Annotated in this window: 19 protein-coding genes and 2 pseudogenes; 16 read left to right on the forward strand and 5 right to left on the reverse strand. The window is 46.2% G+C overall.

Annotation, left to right across the window (positions count from 1 at the left end):
- The 9 genes from MiSe_RS13965 to MiSe_RS14005 all read left to right on the forward strand — a co-directional run.
- On the forward strand, positions 1-257 hold a 257-nt coding region (locus MiSe_RS13965), incomplete at its 5' end, for a hypothetical protein (protein ID WP_226580303.1).
- Entirely contained in the window at positions 254-691 is a 438-nt protein-coding gene (locus MiSe_RS13970; RefSeq protein ID WP_226580306.1) for a hypothetical protein, read from the forward strand. The genes MiSe_RS13965 and MiSe_RS13970, both read left to right, overlap by 4 nt.
- Before the next feature lie 68 nt (positions 692-759).
- Positions 760-1743: an alpha-ketoacid dehydrogenase subunit beta gene (locus MiSe_RS13975; RefSeq protein ID WP_226580310.1), complete on the forward strand. Its 984-nt coding sequence runs from the start codon at positions 760-762 to the stop codon at positions 1741-1743.
- A gap of 122 nt (positions 1744-1865) precedes the next feature.
- Positions 1866-3278 (forward strand): protein translocase subunit SecD, encoded by a 1413-nt coding sequence (gene secD, locus MiSe_RS13980; RefSeq protein WP_226580313.1) that lies wholly within the window; start codon positions 1866-1868, stop codon positions 3276-3278.
- A complete protein-coding gene (gene secF / locus MiSe_RS13985) occupies positions 3278-4243 on the forward strand; it encodes a protein translocase subunit SecF (protein ID WP_226580317.1) in 966 nt (321 codons plus the stop codon). Before secD ends, secF begins: the two co-directional genes overlap by 1 nt.
- A gap of 20 nt (positions 4244-4263) precedes the next feature.
- Complete coding sequence (locus tag MiSe_RS13990; RefSeq protein WP_307731409.1) at positions 4264-4722, forward strand: hypothetical protein; 459 nt, start codon at positions 4264-4266, stop codon at positions 4720-4722.
- 392 nt (positions 4723-5114) lie between these two features.
- Entirely contained in the window at positions 5115-5315 is a 201-nt protein-coding gene (locus tag MiSe_RS13995; RefSeq protein WP_226580320.1) for a hypothetical protein, read from the forward strand.
- Positions 5316-5376: 61 nt separating this feature from the next.
- Complete coding sequence (locus tag MiSe_RS14000) at positions 5377-5943, forward strand: class I SAM-dependent methyltransferase (RefSeq protein WP_226580324.1); 567 nt, start codon at positions 5377-5379, stop codon at positions 5941-5943.
- Positions 5944-6349: 406 nt separating this feature from the next.
- Entirely contained in the window at positions 6350-7147 is a 798-nt protein-coding gene (locus MiSe_RS14005; RefSeq protein ID WP_226580327.1) for a class II glutamine amidotransferase, read from the forward strand.
- Between the two features lie 31 nt (positions 7148-7178).
- Here MiSe_RS14005 and MiSe_RS14010 read toward each other — a convergent pair whose 3' ends face one another.
- The 5 genes from MiSe_RS14010 to MiSe_RS14030 all read right to left on the reverse strand — a co-directional run bounded on the left by MiSe_RS14010 (position 7179) and on the right by MiSe_RS14030 (position 14317).
- Positions 7179-9101: a PAS domain-containing sensor histidine kinase gene (locus tag MiSe_RS14010; protein WP_226580330.1), complete on the reverse strand. Its 1923-nt coding sequence runs from the start codon at positions 9099-9101 to the stop codon at positions 7179-7181.
- 545 nt (positions 9102-9646) lie between these two features.
- The gene (locus MiSe_RS14015; RefSeq protein WP_226580456.1) at positions 9647-10627 is read right to left on the reverse strand and encodes a PAS domain-containing protein; all 981 of its coding nucleotides are present in this window, start codon (positions 10625-10627) and stop codon (positions 9647-9649) included.
- A 290-nt stretch (positions 10628-10917) separates the two neighbouring features.
- Complete coding sequence (locus tag MiSe_RS14020) at positions 10918-11757, reverse strand: RRXRR domain-containing protein (protein ID WP_226580333.1); 840 nt, start codon at positions 11755-11757, stop codon at positions 10918-10920.
- Between the two features lie 202 nt (positions 11758-11959).
- Positions 11960-12148, reverse strand: coding sequence for a hypothetical protein (locus tag MiSe_RS14025; RefSeq protein WP_226580336.1), 189 nt, complete (start codon positions 12146-12148; stop codon positions 11960-11962).
- Between the two features lie 186 nt (positions 12149-12334).
- Positions 12335-14317 (reverse strand): ATP-binding protein, encoded by a 1983-nt coding sequence (locus tag MiSe_RS14030; RefSeq protein ID WP_226580340.1) that lies wholly within the window; start codon positions 14315-14317, stop codon positions 12335-12337.
- Between the two features lie 464 nt (positions 14318-14781).
- Here MiSe_RS14030 and MiSe_RS14035 point away from each other — a divergent pair, with 464 nt between their 5' ends.
- The 7 genes and pseudogenes from MiSe_RS14035 to MiSe_RS53790 all read left to right on the forward strand — a co-directional run.
- Positions 14782-14898 (forward strand): photosystem II reaction center protein I, encoded by a 117-nt coding sequence (locus MiSe_RS14035; protein ID WP_226580343.1) that lies wholly within the window; start codon positions 14782-14784, stop codon positions 14896-14898.
- Between the two features lie 115 nt (positions 14899-15013).
- Positions 15014-17524, forward strand: coding sequence for a DUF3769 domain-containing protein (locus tag MiSe_RS14040; RefSeq protein WP_226580345.1), 2511 nt, complete (start codon positions 15014-15016; stop codon positions 17522-17524).
- Between the two features lie 277 nt (positions 17525-17801).
- Positions 17802-18161, forward strand: a pseudogene (locus MiSe_RS14045) (adenylate/guanylate cyclase domain-containing protein); the annotation flags it as partial.
- A gap of 309 nt (positions 18162-18470) precedes the next feature.
- Positions 18471-19901, forward strand: coding sequence for a circularly permuted type 2 ATP-grasp protein (locus tag MiSe_RS14050; RefSeq protein ID WP_226580348.1), 1431 nt, complete (start codon positions 18471-18473; stop codon positions 19899-19901).
- A 96-nt stretch (positions 19902-19997) separates the two neighbouring features.
- Complete coding sequence (locus tag MiSe_RS14055; protein WP_226580350.1) at positions 19998-20951, forward strand: alpha-E domain-containing protein; 954 nt, start codon at positions 19998-20000, stop codon at positions 20949-20951.
- Positions 20952-21229: 278 nt separating this feature from the next.
- A complete protein-coding gene (locus MiSe_RS14060) occupies positions 21230-22117 on the forward strand; it encodes a transglutaminase family protein (RefSeq protein WP_226580353.1) in 888 nt (295 codons plus the stop codon).
- Positions 22118-22362: 245 nt separating this feature from the next.
- A pseudogene (locus MiSe_RS53790) lies at positions 22363-23098 on the forward strand (hypothetical protein); the annotation flags it as partial.
- Positions 23099-23109 lie beyond the last annotated feature (11 nt).

Below are 23109 nucleotides of genomic sequence, written 5' to 3' on the forward strand. Positions count from 1 at the left end.
CCTACTGGCGAACCACTGGTGAACCACCCAAATGCTGTAGGGGCAGGGCAGATGTCGCATCTGGACTGGGGCAGAAATTTTCCCTGCTGGTGAACCACCCAAATGCTGTAGGGGCACGGCAGATGTCGCATCTGGACTGGGGCAGAAATTTTCCCTGCCGTGCCCCTACTGGCGAACCACTGGTGAACCACCCAAATGCTGTAGGGGCAGGGCAGATGTCGCATCTGGACTGGGGCAGAAATTTTCCCTGCTGGTGAACCACCCAAATGCTGTAGGGGCACGGCAGATGTCCCATCTGGACTGGGGCAGAAATTTTCCCTGCCGTGCCCCTACTGGTGAACCACCCAAATGCTGTAAGGGCACGGCAGGTGTCCCATCTGGACTGGGGCAGAATGTTTCCCTGCCGTGCCCCTACTGGCGAACCACTGGTGAACCACCCAAATGCTGTAGGGGCAGGGCAGATGTCCCATCTGGACTGGGGCAGAAATTTTCCCTGCTGGTGAACCACCCAAATGCTGTAGGGGCAGGGCAGATGTCGCATCTGGACAGGGGCAGAAATTTTCCCTGCCGTGCCCCTACTGGCGAACCACTGGTGAACCACCCAAATGCTGTAGGGGCACGGCAGATGTCCCATCTGGACTGGGGCAGAATGTTTCCCTGCCGTGCCCCTGCTGATTCGATGTCAAATTGAGATTTGAACGCAACTCGGCAACAGGTTAAAATCGCAGTCTGACCCTAAAAATTCCTTCAACCCGTCCGATGGCAGAAACTCTTTTTTTCAATGCATTGCGCGAAGCTATTGATGAAGAAATGGCACGCGATCCTTCCGTATTCGTCCTTGGTGAAGACGTGGGACACTACGGCGGTTCCTACAAAGTGACAAAAGATCTCTACAAGAAATACGGCGAACTGCGGCTATTAGACACGCCGATCGCCGAAAATAGCTTTACGGGGATGGCAGTAGGTGCGGCAATGACTGGATTGCGCCCGATTGTAGAAGGCATGAATATGGGCTTTTTACTGCTGGCATTTAACCAAATTTCCAATAATGCCGGGATGCTGCGCTATACTTCCGGCGGTAATTTCAAAATTCCGATGGTGATTCGCGGTCCCGGTGGCGTTGGACGCCAGTTGGGTGCAGAACACTCGCAACGCCTAGAAGCTTATTTCCAAGCGGTTCCCGGCATCAAAATTGTCGCCTGTTCCACGCCTTACAATGCCAAAGGGCTATTAAAATCGGCGATTCGCGACGATAACCCGGTTCTGTTCTTTGAACATGTCCTGCTTTATAACCTAAAAGAAAACCTGCCAGAAAAAGAGTACCTGCTGCCTTTAGATAAAGCAGAAGTCGTGCGAAAAGGGAAAGATGTTACCATCCTTACCTACTCGCGGATGCGCCACCACGTGATGCAGGCGGTGAAAACTTTAGAAAAAGAAGGGTTTGACCCAGAGGTGATTGACTTAATCTCGCTCAAACCTTTGGATATGGAAACCATCGGCGATTCGATTCGCAAAACCCACCGGGCGATTATTGTAGAAGAATGCATGAAATCCGGCGGGATTGCAGCAGAATTAAGTGCTTCGATTACCGATCGCTTATTCGACGAACTCGACGCCCCCGTGTTGCGCCTATCTTCCCAAGATATCCCCACGCCATACAACGGCATGTTAGAACGCCTGACGATCGTACAACCAGAGCAAATTGTCGAAGCCGTACAAAAAATGGTAGCGCTGCGGGTTTAGCGGCACTAGGGGCATGGGTCAAGTGTAATATTGTTCCTCTGCCCCCGATATACCCTGCCTGGGGAATGACGCGATCGCGCACAAAACGATATATCATATCATTTGTCGCGGCGGGTTGTTGTATGGGAAAACAGCGTTCCTTGTTGGTTCTGATTTTGGTTTTGCTGATTGCGTCTTTTGTAGCGATCGCTCAATTTCCCCTTAAGTTGGGTTTAGACTTGCAAGGCGGATCGGAAATTACTTTGCAGGTCAAGCAGTCTGAACAAGGCAAACAAATTACACCAGAAGAACTGGACGCCCTGCAAAAAGTAATTGAAAACCGAGTCAACGGTTTGGGCGTATCGGAAGCAGTAGTGCAAAAAGTCGGGAATAATCAACTATCGGTACAATTACCGGGAACCAAAGACCCCGCCGAAGCTGAGCGCATTTTAGGCGGGACGGCGCAGCTGGAATTCCGCCAGGAAGCAAACAAACCGGAAATTGGCGCGCAACAACAGGTCAGACAGATAGAACTGCAACAGTTGCGCCAAAAGCAAGCAGAATTGGAAAAAGCTGGGAATGCTGCGGCAATCGCTGCCAATAAAGCCGCAATTCAACAAAAAGAACAGCAAATCGCCCTCCTAACCCAGCAACTGTTTGAACCCAGCGGACTCACCGGCAAAAACCTAATCAATGCCTTCCCAGAACCCGCCACGACAGGAACTGATAATTGGAATGTGGCGTTTGAATTCGATCAAACTGGGGCAGACTTATTCGCCCAACTCACCAAAAACCTCGCCGGAACCAAGCGCAGTATCGGTATTTTTCTAGACAATAAACTGATTAGCAGCCCCATCGTAGGCGAAGAATTTGCCCAGACAGGCATTACCGGCGGCAGGGCGCGCATTGAAGGGCGCTTTACTTCTAAACAAGCGTTTGAACTGGCAGTTCAGTTGAAAGGCGGGGCGCTACCTTTTCCTGTAGAAGTGGTAGAAAACCGCACAGTCGGTGCAACTTTGGGACGGGATAGCGTCCAGCGCAGTATCTACGCCGGGATTGGCGGTCTGATTTTAGTCTTGGTGTTTATGGGGGTCTACTACAGGCTACCCGGAATTATTGCTAACATCTCCCTGATTATCTATACGATCCTGAACTTGGCGGTCTACGCCATCGTTCCGGTTACCTTAACCCTACCCGGAATTGCCGGGTTTATCCTCAGTATCGGCATGGCGGTGGATGCCAACGTGCTGATTTTTGAACGGACGCGGGAAGAATTACAGGCAGGTAAAAGTTTATATCGCGCCGTCGAGTCGGGTTTTTATCGCGCCTTTTCCAGTATTTTGGATAGTAACGTCACAACTTGGATCGCCTGTGGGGCGTTGTTTTGGTTGGGGACGGGGTTGGTAAAAGGGTTTGCCCTGACGCTAGCAATTGGCGTGGGAGTGAGTATGTTTACGGCAATTACTTGCAGTCGGACGTTGTTGATGTTGGCAATCGGCATTCCCCAACTGCGGAAACCCCATTTGTATGCGCCGAAGCTTGAGGTGGTTAAGTAATGAAGTTAGCAGTTAATCAACAACGATCGCTTTGGTGGATTCTTTCTGCCGCTATTCTATTCAGCGGACTCGTCGCGATGCTGATTTCCTGGCAGCAAATTGGCGCACCCCTGCGTCCGGGTGTGGATTTCATCGGCGGTACGCGCTTACAATTCGCACGGGATTGTTCTATCCCCAACAATTGCACTCAACCAATTGACCCCGCCCTAGTACGGCAAGTTTTGGATGAGCAAGGTTTAAGCAACAATAGCATCCAAGTCGCCGGACAAGACAAGCAAGCGCTTTCCCTGCGAACAAAATATATAGATGTGGAGCAGCGTACCAAGCTGCAAGCCGCATTGCAAGAAAAAATCGGCACTTTCGATGTCACAAAGACTCAAATCGATACCGTTGGCCCTACAATTGGGCAGCAGTTACTTACAGGCGGTTTATTAGCCTTGCTGATTTCCTTTGCTGGGATTACCGTTTATCTCAGTATGCGGTTCAAGTTCGACTACGCCTTTTTTGCGATCGTTGCTTTGTTCCACGATGTTTGGCTAACCGTAGGGATTTTCTCGTTTTTGGGCTTAGTATTGGGGGTTGAAGTCGATAGTTTATTTATCGTCGCGTTGCTGACAATTATCGGGTTCTCGGTTAACGATACCGTGGTAATTTACGACCGCGTGCGGGAGACGTTGAAGCTAAATCCAGATCGCGCGATCGGAGAGATTGTAGATGATGCAGTCAATCAAACCTTGACGCGCTCGATCAATACTACCTTAACCGTACTGCTAACTTTGTTCAGCATCTTTCTATTTGGCGGAGAAACCCTCAAATATTTCGCCCTCGCCTTAATTATTGGCTTCACCACAGGTGCTTATTCGAGTATTTTTATCGCCAGTACTTTACTAGCTTGGTGGCGAGAAAGGAACGGTGAATCGATTGCCATTTCTACCTCAGAACCCAAACCTTCTGATGAAGTCTAACAGGCAAAAGGCAGGTGTCGATGGCGAGGCGTCGAGACGATAAATTTAAAAACAGCAACGACGGGGAAAAATCAAAATCAATTGATACTTCATCGTCGATTTTTGCTGCTGTAAACGACCCCCATTTTAAACATCAAGTGCGAAAGCTACACCAGCTGACAATCTATGCCAGATGGTTAATGGTCGCGCTGCTTTGGTTGAGCATTGGTTGTTTGAGTCTGTGGGGTTTGCGTGCAGAAATTGCATTATGGCGGCAACACTTTACTTGGGCCGCCCTGCGTTACGGCTTAGCCTACAATAGACTACCAACCCTCGGTCTTGCTTTATGTATCGGCATGACAACTGCTGTTTTAATTTGGCAAAGTCGCAATATTCTGTGGGGAATGTCCCACGCAGAACAAAAGCGTCTAGAACAACAAGTCCGCCGCATTCGCCAGCAAGGATCGAGTCATCCGCTTTGGAAATGGGTATGTCAGTAGTTATCTCTCTGCTAATGGCTAATGGCTAATGGCTAATGGTTAATGGCTAATGGTTAATGGCTAATGGCTAATGGTTAATGGCTAATGGCTAATGGTTAATGGCTAATGGCTAATGGTTAATGGCTAATGGCTAATGGTTAATGGCTAATGGCTAATGGCTAATGGCTAATGGCTAATGGTTAATGGCTAATGGCTAATGGCTAATGGCTAATGGCTAATGGCTAATGGCTAATGGCTAATGGCTAATGGCTAATGGCTAATACCAAGAAAAATGTTATATTAGCAATTAGCAATTAGCAATTAGCAATTAGCAATACCCAAGTTTATAACTAGCAAATTGAGTTATTTAGATAATTTTTGGATTGTTTATTCTTAAAAAGGAAGTCAAAAAAATGACCAGTCAAGCAGAACGTGCCGCCCATCCTGTAGAACCTTCAATGCTCGAAAAAGGGCTAACAAAAAGAGAATATATCGCAGCACTAGCTTTACAAGCAACTAGCGCTTCTGCAAGTCCTCACGAACGGGCAAAAGAAGCTGTAATCTTAGCAGATGCTCTGCTTGAGGTTTTACATCCGCCGACAGCTCATCCGTAAGCAATAGTATATTTTGTATTGTATGGGCGGGTTTTACAAATAACTAAACCTGCCCCACCCTATGAATAAAAAACGCAAAGTTCAAGTAACCATTAAACCGGAACCTAAAGCTATCCGGAATGAATACGAGCAACACAGCGTCAAAGGTTTCTATGAAAAATTAGGCGATGAATATAGAAACCCTCACGAGTCTGTTATTAGGCAAGTGCTAGAATTAGCTAGTGCTAAATGGTCGCTGGATTTTAACAAAGTATTAGACTTGGCTTGTGGTAGCGGTGAGGTTACGTTAGCCTTGAAAAGTTTGGGATGTTCTAATATTGATGGCATCGATCCTTACACTGGCAATGCTTATTTTAACCGCACGGGTCAAGTCGCAGAAACTTACACTTTTGAGGATATTGCTGCTGGAATTATAAGCGATCGCTCCTACAGTCTCATCGTTTGCAGTTTCGCCATGCATTTGGTAAATTCTTCCCGTCTCCCCCTATTAGCTTACCAGTTGAGTCTAATTGCCGAATCAATGATAATCGTTACACCCCACAAGCGACCCGCATTAAAACCCGAATGGGGATGGATGTTCTTAGATGAGATTGCAGTTGACCGCGTGCGCGCAAGGTTTTATAATTAGTCATTAGTTAACAAGTAATAACTCAAGTTGCTAGTTATCTCATGCATAGCAGCTAATGGCTAATCGCTAATGACTCGATTGGTAAAAATCCTATATTAGCAATTAGCCATTAGCAAGCTGGCAACTACCTTGTTTATAACTAGCAACTTGCGTTAATAACATATAATTTTAAAATAAATATAAAAATCCATTCCGGGGTAACCACAATAGCATATGATAAGTATAAAAGATAAGATTGATTAGAGTCCGGGCAAAAGTATGCCCTGAAATAAAGTTCAGCCGTGAAGATAAAGTTAGCTAAAGTAGAGCTTGACACGTAAATCTATACAGAAGGAAATTTATGTCACGGCACTGAGATAGTTTTTATTATTACCAATTACCAATTACCGATTACCCATGAAATATCATGTGCCAACTGCTGGGAATGAATTGCAACGTGCCAACGGATATTTGCTTTTCTTTTGAAGGTTTTTGTTCGCGGGGAGGAAAGACAGACGAACATCGCGATGGGTGGGGAATTGCTTTTTTTGAAGGATTGGGATGCCGCATTTTTTTAGATAATAAACCTTCAGTTGTTTCTCCGATTGCCGAGTTGGTGCGGCGCTATCCGATCCACTCTACCCACGCGATCGCTCATATCCGCAAAGCAACTCAAGGTAAAATTGCCTTAGAAAATTGTCATCCTTTCCGGCGGGAGTTGTGGGGAAGGTATTGGGTATTTGCTCACAATGGAAATTTGCTAGATTTACATCCGAAAACCGGAAATTTTTATCAAGCAGTGGGTCAAACCGATAGCGAAAAAGCTTTCTGCTTGATGCTGAACACTTTACGCGAACAATTTCCCCAAGGTAAACCCCCGATAGAAAAATTGTACGCAGTATTAAAAGACATCAGCGACGCTTTGTCAGAAAAAGGGGTATTTAACTATTTACTTTCGGATGGAGAACACTTTTTTGCCCACTGTTCAACCCATCTCACCTACATTGTAAGGCAAGCGCCGTTTGCAGCTGCCCATTTAATTGACGAAGATATAACGGTAGACTTTTGCGAATTGACAACGGAGAGCGATCGCGTCGCTATCATCGCCACCACTCCCCTGACTGACAACGAAGTCTGGACGCCGATTAAACCAGGAGAATTACTGGTTTTTCAAGATGGTTTACCCCTGAATATAGACCAAGAGAAATTAGCCATTAGCAATTAGCAATTAGCAATTAGCAATTAGCAATTAGCCATTAGAATATCCCAGGTCTAGATGCTGATGGTGAGAAAAAGGTGGAATTTTCAGGGAGGGGGTTCTGGAAAGATTGCCACTGAACAGTTTGCTGAACGGGTATCTCAATAATAAACTCGGTACCTGCACCGGGAGAGGAAACGCACCGCAATTGACCGCCGTGTTTTTCAACCACAATTTGGTAGCTAATAGACAAACCAAGTCCTTTATTCTTGCCTAAAGGTTTCGTCGTAAAAAACGGGTCAAATAACCGGCGACAGACTGCTTCCGGCATACCGGGACCATTATCGGCAATCCGAATGATTATATAAGGATTGGGAATAAAAGATTGGTCGGTTTGTATGATAGAACAGCTGTAGGTCATCGGGAAATCGCGCATCGCCAGTTCGGTGCGAATCGTGATAATGGGGTCTGGATGATTTTCCAAAGCATCGATGGCGTTGACCAGGAGATTCATAAATACTTGATTGAGCAATCCAGCGTAGCATTCTACGGGAGGCAGATCGCCGTAAGCTTGAATAACTTGAATTCCTGCTTGTCCATCGCTTCCCTTGAGACGGTTTTGCAGTAATTTGATCGTGCTATCTAACCCTTCATGAATATCAACCCGCTTCATTTCCGATTCGTCGTGACGCGCAAAGTTTCGCAGGGATAAAACAATTTGGCGGATGCGGTCTGCTCCCAATTTCATCGAAGATAATAGTTTGGGCATATCTTCCATGACAAAATCGAGATCCATCGCTTCTGCTGAATTTTGAATCTCGATTGGGGGGTTGGAATAGTGTCTGCGATAAAGGCTAATTAAGTGCAACAAGTCGCGGATATAATGACTCGCATGGTCTAAATTGCCGTAAATAAAACTGACGGGATTGTTAATTTCGTGAGCTACACCCGCTACCAATTGTCCCAAACTCGACATTTTTTCAGTTTGAATCAGTTGTGCTTGGGTGCGATGCAGTTGGTAAAGTGCGTCCTCTAACTGTTGAGCTTGTTCTTTTAAGCGTGCTTTAGATTGGCGCAACGCTACTTCGGTGCGCTGGCGATCGCTAATTTCTTGTACCAGCATTTCATTGGCAGTTTTTAACTCAAAAGTCCTCTCCTCCACCCGTTTTTCTAACTCGCGATACGCTTGTTCCAGCGCTTCGCTTGCTTGCTTGCGTTCGGTAATATCCCGCGTTACCGTTGCATAACCCCGCAACTGTCCGTTTTCGTCTCTTAACGCCGTTACATCCACATTCGCCCAAAACTGCGACCCATCTTTACGCAAGCGCAAAGACTCGTATTCGTACCCACCTACTTGCGCTGCAATTTGCAATACTTCTTCGGGTCTACCGCTTTCTACTTCTGCGGGGGGATGAAAGCAGGAAACATGCTTACCGATCGCCTCTTCTGTGGGATACCCGTTGATTCTTTCTGCGCCTTGGTTCCAACTCACAACCCGTCCATCGGGGTCGAGCATGTAAATCGCATAATCTTTTACTCGATCAATTAACAAGCGAAAGCGTTCTTCACTTTCTTTGAGCGCCTCTTCTGCCTGTTTGCGCTCGGTAATGTCGCGAGCGGCGGCATAAATTAATTTATCATCTTGGCAGGGCGCAGCGTTCCACAGCAACCATTTATACGACCCATCTTGGCAACGGCAGCGGTTTTCAAACGTCACGGTTTCGGTGCTGGTCGCCAATTTTTCCAGTTTAGCGACAGTAGACTCGCGGTCTTCGGGATGAACCAATTCTAGTAATGGTTGCGCCAGTAATTCTGCTGAGGTTAACGCGAGTATTTTTTCGCACATCGGGTTTACTTGCTTTAGGTAGCCGTCAAAACCCAAGATGAAAAACATATCCAACGAAAGGGTAAAAAACCGATTCTGCTTTGCTTGCAATTCCTTTCGAATGCTGCTGGGAATTTTTGCCGTATGGGTTGCCATTGCTCACCTACTCAGTTCTATTTACTACTGCGTTCTCTCCGAAATGCCCCTGATGTTAAAAGTGTCTATTGCACAAGGTTGCGTCGATTTGAGCCTGAGGCGATCGAGTGCAACTCTTCACCCCTGACTGATAACGCTGCCTTACAATACCGACGCTAGTGGACTTGCGATCGTATCCTGTGAGTTTGATTTTACATCTTCTTCACTCTTTATAAACTTTTTATAACATATCTTTAAAACGATTATTTTTTTTTATATAGTTGATATTTTATACATAATATCATGTCCGGTGGTATCGGTAGTGTATGGATGGCTAATTGCTAATTGCTCGCTTGCTAATTGCAAGCTTGTCAATTGCCTCCAGAGCAGCCATTAGCGATTAGCTATTAGCAGTTACACAACCGTTGCTATTGGACATGATATAAATATTAAAATATAGTTCGATCTTCCAGGCAAAGCCTGGAAACGAGATGATCCAGGCTTTGCCTCGGTTGGCTAATAGTGCAAGATCTCAATGGAAGATTAGATTAAACTCAATAGTTCGGTTAAAAGCAGCCGTATTTTAAAATCAGGTGGCGATCGCAGTCAAACGCAATCTTCCCTTCTTGTTGTAACCTCAGCAGCAACCTTGTCATCGTCACCCTGGTGGTAGAGCAGGCGTTGGCAAAATCTTCGTGAGTCAGGCGCACTTTTAGACGAGTTCCTTCGCTGTGGAATTCGCCAATTTCCTGTTGCAAAAGTAGCAATAGATGCTGCAAGCGGTCTGGCACGCGCCGCTTGGCAAAAATGGCTAAAAGCAATTCGGTTTGCTTGAGCCGCCGATTAATTTGCTCGAAAAAAGTTTGAGCTAGATTGGGGTTGCTTGCTATCTCTGCCAGGGAAATTTCTACTAACTTAACTTGCTTGGACATAGCTGTTGCTTGGTAAGTTTTTAGAGCAGTTAAACTCGCTCCAAACAACATTTGATCCCCTAGCAATCCTACCAGCACCTCTTCACCAGTTTGGCAGATAGTTGTTAGCTTGACTAAGCCTTGATCAACTTGCCAAATACTTTGGGGATTGAGGGGGATAATTTCTCCTTTAGCATAAACCTGCATCGCCGAGTCAAGGCTTTTGGCGTCGTTATTTGTTTGGTGCGCGATTTGAATTGGCTCTCTTGTGCCGGTCTGACGCAGCATCCAGCGCCGGGAAGTTGGTCTACCTTCCCCATCGCGCACTACAGAAACTGTTAGCATTGCCTCAAACGGCTCCCCCCCACGGGGTTGCAGGTGGACTTTCCAGTCTTGGATGCGATCGCCAGCACGTTTCCGGTTCGGTTCGTTGCGAAACTGCCAACGCTCTTCCGATGCCACGAACACAACCAGCGGTTTGCCGATTAAATGCTCGTCGGAGATATTGAGCAACTCGACGGCGGCGCGGTTAGCTTCCCGGATTTTACCGCTGGCGTCGGTTACTATGCAAGCTTCCGGAGCCAATTGAAACAGATCCTGGTAGCGCTGGCGTTCTGCTTGTAACTGGACTTGTATGACTGCGAGTTCCTCATCTAAAAATCTCCGGGAAGTGTGTCACCTTTGCGTCTTTCAGACCAGGTCGGAACACGGGCATTCGGCTAATTTATTAGCCGTTTGCAATGCGCCACGAGTTGTAGGCTAGAAATTTACAATCTTTGGGCAAAGCATTTTGACACAATCGCTTACCAGTTTTTAGCGCGTGAAGCGAAATTGTCTTTCTTTCAGGGTCTTTTTTAGTTGGGGATTCCTGCCAACCACCGACGTAGCAAAAGCCATGTTTAGGATGAAAGACAACAGAAGCCCGCTTAAAACCAGCACTGATTGTCCCACCGTAGCGAGGTCTGATATGTCCAGCTTGATGTTGTAGTCGATGAAGTTGACGACGATGAAGCTCGCTTAGGAACAATCTCAACTAGCAATGTGTTGTCAGGGGTAGCATGACCGCCAACGTACCAATTAGCCAAAACCCAAGAGTCAACGCAATGAGCATCAAACTTATTAGATAGTTTATTCTTGGATTTTTTTAGCCCCAAAATTTGACGTTCAGTATAAGTCTCGCTTCCTGCACGAGTTTCTAGTTTGGCAATTTGACGTAATTCTGAATAGAACCACTGTTTGCCGACTTCTAGGGGAGAAAACATTACATTCCACTTTAAAGCACCTTTCCATGTTTTTGCTTTGATATCCTCAACCACAAAAGTGCTAATCGGGAACATTAATGTTAGCCACTTGCAAATACGCAACTTCCACTGCCATCTAGCTTTAGTGGATGGTGGTAATTTTTGTTTATTCACAAGTCGATTTCTGCGGTTTTGGCGACATGGTGTTTTGCGAAATCTTCTAGCGCGTCGCATATTACGACGTGTTTCCACATGGTCTTTGACCCAATCAACCGCGTAAGTTTGAATGTTTAGGTAAGTATGTGACTTGGATTTAACTGTAAACCCCTCACGCTTGCTTCCTGGGTCAACCCCAACAGCTATCGGTTGACAGTTACGATTAGATGGCTCTAGGTTGAGTCGAACACAGAAAACTCCTTTTTTAAAGAATGGGGTAGCCTTGCCTGACTTTATCCAACGCTTAGCCCTTGCAGGGGTTGTCGGCATCAGAGGGCGATTATTACTGTCTACAACTGGAACAAACATTTACGATAAGTCCTATTGCTAGGTTTATATGTCCCTTCGCCACTGACTACCACAGAGGTTACAGACTAGGGAGGCATCCAGTAACGTGTTTTGGGCTACCACACCCAGATAGTTCAGTATTAATGGCTAGACACTGGGCAAGGTCTTGTATTAAGAGATTGGTCAGTTCTCCTCTTACAAGCCCCCGAATTCTATTCGGGGGTCAGTGACTTTGCTGGCACAACTCTTCTACAGCAACCTGTAATTCTTCCGAAACAATACCCAGTTCCTTGAAAGCGACGGGTAGTAGATGCTCTATGGGAGGAGAAGGCGATGCGTTGGCACCTTGGTAAAGCTTGTTCAATCGCAAGTTGAGTGCTTCCATTTGCCGCGCCAAGATGTCTACGTTCATGTCAACCTCCAGACCCTGTGTTATACCAAACACGCCCAATGTTTGCATCGAAAGCAAATCCCCGCAGATGATTTTAGCAGCGCGAGAAAGATTATCTTTTGCAAGTATAAGCCGCGTCTGCTACTAGCTTCAGAAGCATAGAAAATTCTCTGGCACAGTCGCATTCACCTATTGATAGATTCTGGGCTAATCCTTCTGGAAGATAGGAATCTCAATGATGAATTCTGACCCTTTTCCGGGTGCGGAGATGCATTTTAAATGACCCTTGTGTTTTTCCACAACAATTTGGTAACTAATTGACAAACCCAAGCCAGTGCCTTTGCCTGTAGATTTTGTGGTAAAGAAAGGGTTAAAAAGCTGTTCTTGTACTTCTGCCGTCATCCCCACTCCGTTATCGGATATGCGGATTCTCACCCAATCAGAGTTAATAACTTCTGTGGAAATGCGAATAGTGGGTAATTGGTAATTGGGAATTGGTAATGGGGAATTGGTGGTTTCGTTTTCATTACCTTTCGTTCCCTGGATCTGCCTGGGAATGCCATTACCTATTACCTCTTCTATAGCATCTATGCCATTGCCGATTAAATTCATAAAAACTTGGTTTAGTTGTCCGGCATAGCATTCTACAAGTGGTAGGTTGCCGTATTCTTTAACGATCTGAATTCCCGGAAATTCTGGTTTGGGTTTCAATCGATGGTGCAAAATCAGCAGGGTGCTTTCGATTCCGTCGTGGATGTTGGCTGGTTTCATTTGCGCTTCATCCAAGCGGGAGAAGTTTCGTAAGCTGCGGGCAATTTCGCGGATGCGATCTGAACCCTGCTGCATTGCCGATAAAATTTTAGGTAAATCTTCGATGATAAATTCTAAGTCTATGGCTGTTTTTTCATCCTCTAGCGGATCTGGATAGTGTTGGGCATAAAGCTGCACCAATTTTAACAAGTCTTGTATATATTGTTCCGCGTGGGGAAGATTGCTAGCAACGCAGTTAATCGGGTTATTAATTTCGTGGGCAACCCCTGCAACCATTTGCCCTATTGAAGACATTTTTTCAGATTGAATTAGCTGGGCTTGAGTTTGTTGTAATTCGCGTAAAGCTGTTTCTAATTCAGTTGTTTTTTGGCTCAATTGCGCTTCCCTTTGGCGCAGTGCTTCTTCAGCCTGTTTTTTCTCGGTGATGTCTTCTACGGTGCCTTCATAGTAAAGTAAATTCCCGCTCTCGTCTCGCACGGCACGGGCGTTTTCTCTAATCCAAATAACGCTACCATCCAGGCGATAAACTGGCGATTCAAACGCGGATACAGAACCGTATTCTTGCATCGCGGCAATGAATTCTGCTCGCCGATTCTGGTTAATATAAACTTGCCGTGCAATATCGGTACAATTGTTTATCAGTTCCGCTGGCGATTTATAGCCCAAAATCTGTGCCATTGCGGGATTAGCACTTTTAAAGCTGCCGTCGGGTGTAGTTTGGAAAATGCCATCAATCCCATTTTCAAAAATGTTGCGATATTTGGCTTCTGCTTGTCTGAGTGCAACCGCAACAGCATCTTGAATTTGGCACTGTGCTAACAGTAACTGATGCACGTCCAACAGGGAGTAGACTCCATGGGGGTCTTGCACCACAATAGGTTCGTAGATCAGTTCGGGTTGGCGTTGCAAAGACTGCCTTGCTGCTGCCACAATCTCAGTATCGCTGGACAAGGTTAAAATTTCCGTTTTAGCCAAGCCATAAAGTACCTTCAATGGTCGTTTGGCAAATAATTCCAAGCTGTAGGGACGACTGAGATATTCAAAAGTGCGCCGCCGCGAAATCATCCCGACGTACTCGCCTTCGCTGGTGATGATGACGCCCGGAAGTAAAGGATTTTCGTTTAAAATCTTTGTCACTTCATTAGTTGGACGGTCGGACTCGATGCAAACTTCGTAAAGGTTTAACTCTTGCAGCGTCGAGTCCAAACCCAGTTCTGAAAAGCAACTATTCGCCTCAGTTGCCGCTAAAGTTGGTAAAACGATGGTTTTAGCGGGTATGGCGTCCATTTGCTCGATTTGCGGTTTGGGATTGGTACGTTCCATGTGCATTTTGCGTTCGAAAAAGCTCTCTTGCTCTGTTTCCGAACACTCCACCCATCTATCAGGGTTGATCAAACAGCCGTCACCTACCCAGTCCATAGCATATCCGCAATTTTACTGAATTGATAAATTTAGTATGAACTCTTTTGCTTAGAGCTTGAGTGACGCGAATCGCCTCGTTCCGTGAGGCTGCTTGTTGGTTGGTTGTGATTTGGATCAATGTTTTACCTAAGTAGTTTTTTGTATTTTAACCCTGCTAGGGTAAACCGCATCTACCTTCTTAGGGATTTTACGGAAACTTTCATTAAATTTTCCGTGTATGCCATCGTTTGCTCCGCGTTTCTACTTAAGTATCCGGATCAGTACCAGAAATTAGGGCAATTTTTGTATAAAATAAAACAGAATAGGGCAGAATCAGGCATGATTTGACCAGTAGGGGGATAGATGGGGATGCCCGATGCCCAATTCTGCGGAAAAAATTTGGCAATATTTCGGTATCATATAAAGCTGACTTGTCTAAACGACGGAACTGCTGAGCTTTTCACACGTCACGGAGATACCGTATGATCGCACTCAAAACCACTGTCTATGTCGTTGTTTCGTTCTTTGTTTTGCTGTTCATCTTCGGGTTCTTGTCTAATGACCCCGCCCGCAACCCCAAGCGTCGCGATTTGGAATAGACAACGATTTAACGATACCTCAGGCAGTCTGGGCGGGGGATACCTCGCCCCTACAGTCTTAAATGCGGTTGAGGTCTTGCGTATGGGTTGTTTGTTCGCTTCGGTGTACTAAAAGATGCCCTACGTTACGCCCCCTCAACCGCCAGCAATTATTCAGCCACTACGATACCAGCATTTGCCTCATGCTGCTGGCGAATCTTTAATTGTGCGTACGCACGCCTCTGGGCACATCGCTGGCAAAAATGACTGGCAAACCCGCTCTTGGAGTGCGTCAGACTTGGGTTTACCCTTGAGCGTTGGCATTTCAGAAGCAGCGGACTCGCAGTTAATATCGCTGGCGGAAGTAGATCCAGAAGACGCTCTGACGCGGAGAGGGGGAGACGCGGCGAGTGACCCTGCTCAACTAGCTACCGATATTTCCACTACAACTGCCGATCTTACACCCCTGACTCAGCCTGGAGGGGCCCAGGAGCAGGGGGGCTATCTTTCCGGCGTAAGTACTGAGTTAGAATCAGAACCTAAAAGTAAATACAAATCCGCAGAAATACCTGCTTGGAAGGGAAGCGATGACACCCAGGATGGGTGGCTGTTAAATCGCTTGATCCAACTGGCAAATACTGGCGATGGGAGCGTTGTGCAGGCGCAACAGGTGCCAGAAACTCCCCAGATAGAAGTTTTGCCAGGGGAGCATATGTCGCCGGTTCCGGCTCCCACAAGGGCGACTACCCAAGCATCGCCAACGCAGCAACAACAGCAGCCAGCGACGGTTTCAACTTCGGCGGGTGTAATAGAAGTTACAGCCGACCGGCAGGAATTTGACGAAAGGCGACAGATATTTACCGCGGTTGGTAATGTGGTGATGCGGTTTCAGGGGGGGATACTCGATGCCAATCGGGTGCAAGGAAATTTACTTAATTTTATAGCGATCGCAGAAGGCAATGCGTCGTTGACGCGGGGACAGCAGGTATTTCGCGGCTCGCGCTTTGTTTATAACTTTATTCAAAATAGCGGTACGATTCAGAACGCCAGGGGGATAGTATTTTCACCAACTTCGGGGACGGATTTAACCTTTGAAACGGGGACGGGTGGATTTACTATCCCCACCCCGGATCGACCATTGAGCGATCGCTTAATCGAAAATCAACCACCCCAACAAATTACCAACCCAGGCGGGGTCACCGTCGAACTCGGTAGGGGGGGACTCTCCAACCTGGGTCAAATCAATCGCGTGCGGTTTGAAGCCGAGCAGATTGAATTTTACCCCAGAGGCTGGACTGCGACCAACGTGCGCCTGACCAACGATCCGTTTTCGCCGCCAGAATTGGAATTGCGCGCAGATCGCGCCGTATTTACCCAGCTTTCACCCCTACGGGACGAAATAGTCCTCACCAACTCCCGCATCTTTTTCGATCAAGGTTTTTCCATCCCCACTTTCCGACGGCGGATAGTAATCGACCGCACCCCAAGGGAAGCACCCATAGTGCAAATTCGCTACGATGCGAGGGAAAGAGGTGGTGTTTATGCGGAGCGGACTTTTGACATAATTGCGACCCCACAGGTGCAACTGAGCATCACGCCGCAGTTTTTAGTCCAGCGAGCGATCGCGCGACAAAGCGGTAACGTTTTTAACCCAAACTCTTGGGGTTTTAGAATGCGGTTTAATGCTAACGTCAGTCCACGCACCAGAGTTGAAGCTTCTGCGGTGACGCCGACTTTCTTTTTAAACGAATTGCCAGATAGACTGAGAGCGAGGTTGGCGGCGAGTCAGATTATCGGTACTCGTTTACCCCACACGCTTACCCTGGAATATAGTTACCGCAATCGTCTATTTAACGGTTCTTTAGGATTCCAAACCGTCCGCAGCAGTTTGGGAGCTGTGATTACTTCCCCCGTTATTCCCTTGGGGAGAACGGGTGTTAACCTGACTTATCAAGGTAGCGCACAGTATATAAATGCCGAAAGCGATCGCCTAGATTTGCTCGATTTTGACCCCTTGAACCCCAATCCCCAAGATGACCGCATCGTCTTAGCTCGTTTCCAAGCTAGCGCCGAACTTGCGCGTCCTACCTTGCTTTGGCGCGGGCGACCTTTACCAGCGACAGCATCTCAGGGTTTGAGATACACTCCAGTTCCCGTCGTACCTTTCCTGCGCGTAGTTCCTTCTGTGCGGGGTACGACGAGTTTATACACCAGCGGCGATACCCAACAAACCCTCAGCGGTAGTATCGCCTTGCAAGGACAATTCGGTCATTTCTCCCGACCTTTTCTCGACTATACCGGGTTTAATCTCGGCTACACCCAAGTTTTGAAAGATGGTTTATCTCCCTTCTTTTTCGACCGGGTTGTCGATACTAGAGTGCTTTCTTTTGGTATCACCCAGCAACTTTATGGGCCGTTTCGAGTTGGGTTTCAAACTGGGATTAATTTAGATACGGGGGAACGTTTCAGCACCGATTACTTTTTGGAATACAGTCGCCGCACCTACGGTATTATCATCCGTTTCAACCCGGATCGGGAACAAGGTTCGATTAACTTGCGAATCAGCGACTTTAATTGGACTGGCGGCGATGAAGTATTCGGCGGTTCTGGTGGGCGCTTTGTCGATACGGGCGTAATTCAAGAATAAGGCGCTAATTGCCAATCCCTAAGATATGATTTTTCCCCTTTGAACCATTAGCCATTAGCCGCTATGGATGAGTTAACTTGTAGCCCTGTCAATACAAGTCAATCTTATGGGTTTTGATATCAAATCCTTAGGCATCGGAATGATCGGACTTTCTGGGTAATTGCTCGCTTGCCAGCTTGCTAATTGCCAGAAAAGCCCCTACAGGTCGTAATTCCGATGCCTAAGGAAACGATATGAGTAGGTTTAATAAAAAATAGGTAGGTTTTTTGTTTTAGCCCCTAAGAGCGACCATGCCGAAGCGATCGCTCTCCTCGCACTCGATATGCCACAAACGATCGCTCATTTCCATCAACAACGCGGCGAGGACTTCAGCATCCGCATCGGCATCCACACCGGCCCCGTTGTTGCTGGTGTAATTGGTATCAAAAACTTTATCTACGACCTCTGGGGAGATACGGTCAATACCCACAGCCGCATCGAATCTCACGGCCTCCCCCGTTACATTCAAGTATCAGAAACAACATACCCAATCCTCCGGAATCAGTTTCTGTTTGAGGCGCGAGGCGCGATCGATGTCAAAGGTAAAGGAAAAATGCGTACCTATTTTCTTAAACGTATAAAATATAGCCCGGTCTAAATGAAAATTTATCTCATAACTAACTGTTAAAAAAAAGTGAATTATTCAACGATAGATTGTCTGGTATGGGAAGATATAACATTATCTTAGAGCTAATTGCTAATTGCTAATTGTTAATTGCTAATGGGATTTGGACGATTAGCGATTGGCAAAAAACAGCGAATTGCGAATTACTAATTGCTAATTGGTCATGGCATTTTGAGGCATTTTGACTATTAGCCATTAGCCATTAGCACTTGAATCTTAACCTTTATACCAATATACCAATATACCAAAAATATCGTCATTACTAATCAGGGGAAGAAAACCGTGCAATTCGACAATTACGACCCAGGCGATTTTTACGACGAACTGTTTATAGCTCCAGGTAAACCCCGTCCTGAAGCAATGTTGTTAATCGAGAAAATAAATTCCCTATCGCTAGAGGAATTACTGCGAAGACAACAAGCCGCACAGACGGCTTTGATGAAATTGGGGGCAACTTTTAATGTTTATGGGGATAGTCAAGGAACCGAGCGCATCTTTCCGTTTGATGTGATTCCAAGAATTGTTTCAGCACAGGAATGGAAGGTTCTAGAAACAGGACTTAAACAGCGCATCTATGCCTTGAATTGTTTTATTGCTGATATCTACGACGAGCAAAAGATTATCAAAGACGGGGTGATTCCCGTGGAGATGATTGCATCGGCGAGTCGGTTTCTCTCTCCTTGCATTGGGTTAAAACCTCCCGGCGGAATTTGGTGTCACATTACGGGGACGGATTTAGTGCGCGATCGCAAGGGATCGTGGTACGTTTTAGAAGATAACTTGCGCTGTCCTTCCGGCATTTCCTACGTGTTAGAAAATCGCCAGGTGATGAAGAATTCCTTCCCAGAGTTGTTTGCTCAAATGGGAATTCAACCCGTGGATGGATACGCGAGTCATTTACTAGACGCCCTGCTGACTTTAGCACCGACGGTACCCGAACCCAACGTCGTAGTTTTGACACCGGGGATTTACAATTCCGCCTACTTTGAACACTCTTTCCTCGCCCAACAAATGGGGGTGGAATTAGTAGAAGGTCGGGATTTGGTGGTGTCGGATGGCTACTTGCAAATGCGTACCACCAAAGGATTAAAGCGCGTCGATGTCATCTACCGACGTATCGATGACGACTTTATCGACCCGAAAGTTTTCCGTAGCGACTCGCTGTTAGGCGTACCGGGGTTAATCGAAGTTTACCGTCAGGGACGAGTGGCGATCGCTAACGCACCGGGTACGGGTATTGCAGATGACAAAGCAATCTACGCCTACGTCCCCAAAATGATTAAGTTCTACCTGGGAGAAGAACCAATATTGCAAAACGTCCCCACTTACATTTGTGAGCATGAAAAAGAGCGCGCCCACGTGCTAGAAAATTTGGATAAGCTCGTCGTCAAATCGGCTAACGAGTCAGGGGGATACGGGATGTTAATTGGACCCCACGCCACCGAAGAAAAACGCCAAGAATTTGCCCAATTAATTCAGGAAAACCCCCGCAATTATATCGCCCAACCTACCCTATCGCTTTCGAGAGTACCGACAATTGTAGGCGATCGCTTTGAAGGTTGTCACGTAGATTTGCGACCTTATATTATCTACGGTCAAGATATCTACGTTCATCCAGGCGGACTGACTCGCGTAGCACTCAAAAAAGGTTCATTAGTCGTCAACTCTTCCCAAGGCGGCGGTAGCAAAGATACTTGGGTGCTGGCAAATTAGCTAATGGCTAATGGCTAATTGTCAGGAGAAAAATTCAATTAGCAATTAGCAATTAGCCATTAGCAATGACCCATTACCCATTACCCATCACCCATTATGTTAAGTCGCGTTGCTAATTCGATTTACTGGCTGAATCGTTACGTAGAACGAGCGGATAATGTAGCTCGTTTCATCGATGTGAATTTGAATCTAATTCTGGATTTTCCCACAGGGGTAGCCGAACAGTGGGAGCCTTTAGTATTAACGACGGGCGACACCCCAATATTTAAAGAACGCTACGGTAAAGCCGCCGCAGAAAACGTAATTCAATTCCTAGCATTTGACAGCGAATATCCCAATTCAATTGTAGCTTGCTTGCAGCGGGCGCGGGAAAATGCTCGCTCAATTAGAGAAATTATTTCTTCGGAAATGTGGGAGCAAGTTAATGCTTTTTACCTGATGGTAAAAGAAGCAGCGAAAGAACAAACCCTCGCTGAATTGCACGAATTTTTCACCCAAGTCAAACTCTCTAGCCATTTGTTTGCCGGGGTGACGGATGCCACAATGAGTCATAACGAAGGGTGGCATTTTGGGCGCATGGGGAGATTTTTGGAACGCGCGGATAAAACCAGTCGAATTCTAGATGTTAAATACTTTATTCTGTTACCTTCAGTCACAGATGTTGGCACTCCTTTGGATGAAATTCAGTGGATGGCTTTGCTGAAATCTGCTAGCGCTTACGAAATGTATCGCAAATCCAAGCAACATCGAATTATCCCAAATCGCGTCGCAGAATTTTTAATTTTAGACCGCGAGTTTCCCCGGTCAATTCAGTTTTGTCTGTCCCAAGTAGCAGAATCTTTGGAGCGAATTAATGGAACGCCAGAAGCGACTTGCAATATGCCTGTAGGAAGGGCTTTAGGTCGGTTGCGAGCCGAATTGGAATATACAACAATGGAAGAGATTATGGAGATCGGTCTGCATCAATTTTTGGATAACTTGCAGCAGCGAATGAATCAGGTAGGCAAGAAAATATTTGAATCGTTTTTCGCACTGCAACCTGTTGGCTAATGGCTAATGGCTAATGGTTACTCCCTTCGCGGTAGAAGACTATCTACATCTTTCTTCTTCCTTCTTCGTGTTCTTCGTGTCTTCGCGGTTGATTAAATAGTTATTCTTACCTAGCGAAGGGAGTAATGGGTAATGGGTAATAACGCCTATTGATCCCCCCCAGACCCCCTTAATAAGGGGGGCACGGGGGGATCCCTGGGAAGGGGGGTTTGGGGAGATTGGTTTAGCAATTAGCAATTAACAATTAGCAATTAGCAATTAGCAATTACCAATTACCAATGCGTTACCAAATATTACACACCACGACTTATACTTACGCTCCGGCGGTGGTTTTAAATCCCCATGTAGTGAGGTTGCGATCTCGCAGTGATGGAAACCAAACCCTGCACTCTTTTTCCCTAGAAATTAGTCCAGAACCCGCTGGAATTTCCCAGGTGCTGGACTTAGAAGGAAATGCCGTCACTCGCATGTGGTTCGTAGAACCCACCGAGAGTTTAACGATTAAAGTCGCATCCGAAGTTGAAACTCACTGTACCAATCCCTTCAACTACATTTTAGAACCTTGGGCAACCCAATTACCTATTGATTACCCCAGTTCAGTCCTTACCCAAATAATGCCTTACCTCAACCCCTCACCCTCAAATGCTATAGACCCAATTATCTACGAACTCGCGCAAGAAATTTGCCATGAAGTGAGTGGAAAAACCGATATATTCTTGACACAATTGAATCAACGCATTTACAAGAATTGTCAACAGGAAATTCGGGAAACAGGCGCACCATTCCCCCCAGGAATTACTTGGAAACAACAAGCTGGTTCTTGCCGAGATCTTGCCGTTGTTTTTATCGAAGCTTGTCGCGCCGTCGGTTTAGCTGCTAGATTTGTCAGCGGATACCAAGAAGGCGACCCCGACAGCGAAGAATTACATCTCCACGCTTGGGTAGAAGTATATTTACCGGGTGCAGGTTGGCGGGGGTACGATCCGATACAGGGTTTAGTTGTGGCAGATCGGCATATTAGTTTAGTGGCGAGTGCTTTACCAGGAAATGCTGCCCCAGTTTCCGGCAGTATTCGCGGTAATGCCCGGTCTACTATGCACTATGATTTGAAGATTATTCATCAGGACTTAGGCAAACACCAAAGTTTCTCTGAAAAAGATGGCTAATAGCTAATTGCTAATTGCTCGCAATTCAATTGCTTCCAGAGCAGCGATTAGCGATTAGCTATTAGCAGTTACACAACCGTTGCTATTGGACATGATATGATACGTCGCCCAAGCGTAAGTCCTGTTCATTTCAACCACCCATCCTGAACCAACGAAAAATTAAAAAATTCCACGCATCGGGTTGTTCAAGTTCGATAAGTTATACTCCAAAAAACTTAATTGCAGTTGTTCTTTGGAGGTGACCGATGCTGCTGTTGGAAGTATCTCAGACTGAAGCAATCGCTGGTGAAAATGCCGTTGCCATTTCCCAGTTACCCGTTGTTTGGCAAAACATCGCCACCGGGAAGTCAAACGTTGCACTTCCCGAGCCAAAAAGTTACGTTCAGATGGCGCAGTTGTTCCAATACAAATTAGAACAAGGTGACGTAGACTTATTTAAAGATCGTCCAGATATAATTCACCTCAAACCATATTTGGCCCAACTCTTTGGACAGCTAGCGCGAGAAACCCTCGAATTTTACGGCAAGGATTTTTTAATCGAAAACTATCCCAACTTTACAGAAATACTGCGACCAACTGGAATCAAAAAAAATACATTTTAGCGATGAATTAAAAGTCCTCAGCATTGGGATAGATCTTTTTCAAGAGTTTGGTTACGAAGTGCCTGCCAGCTTTTACCAAGTCCACCTCGCACCCATTTTCCGAGAGCATATTTTTGCAGAACGCGCTTTAAGATTTGACCCCCGCGATGCAGAATACAAACGTCCCTGGGATGCTGTGCTTCACGCCTGCAAGGTGTTTGCCATCCAGATGAAAATTCAAAGCATTGCTTCCAAATACGGTTTGACCTATCAGCATGGATGCGGTTGTAACTCCCACCTATCGGCGATTGATGTATCGGGGGGAGCATTTGAATATGAATTAAGTCCCCAAAAAAGTCAGCGATGGATTCGCAGTTTTATCTGGACAATGTGGTATGATACCATGTCCGG

It is taken from the genome of Microseira wollei NIES-4236, from assembly GCF_020521235.1.
In the GTDB taxonomy this organism is placed as follows: Bacteria; Cyanobacteriota; Cyanobacteriia; order Cyanobacteriales; family Aerosakkonemataceae; genus Microseira; species Microseira wollei.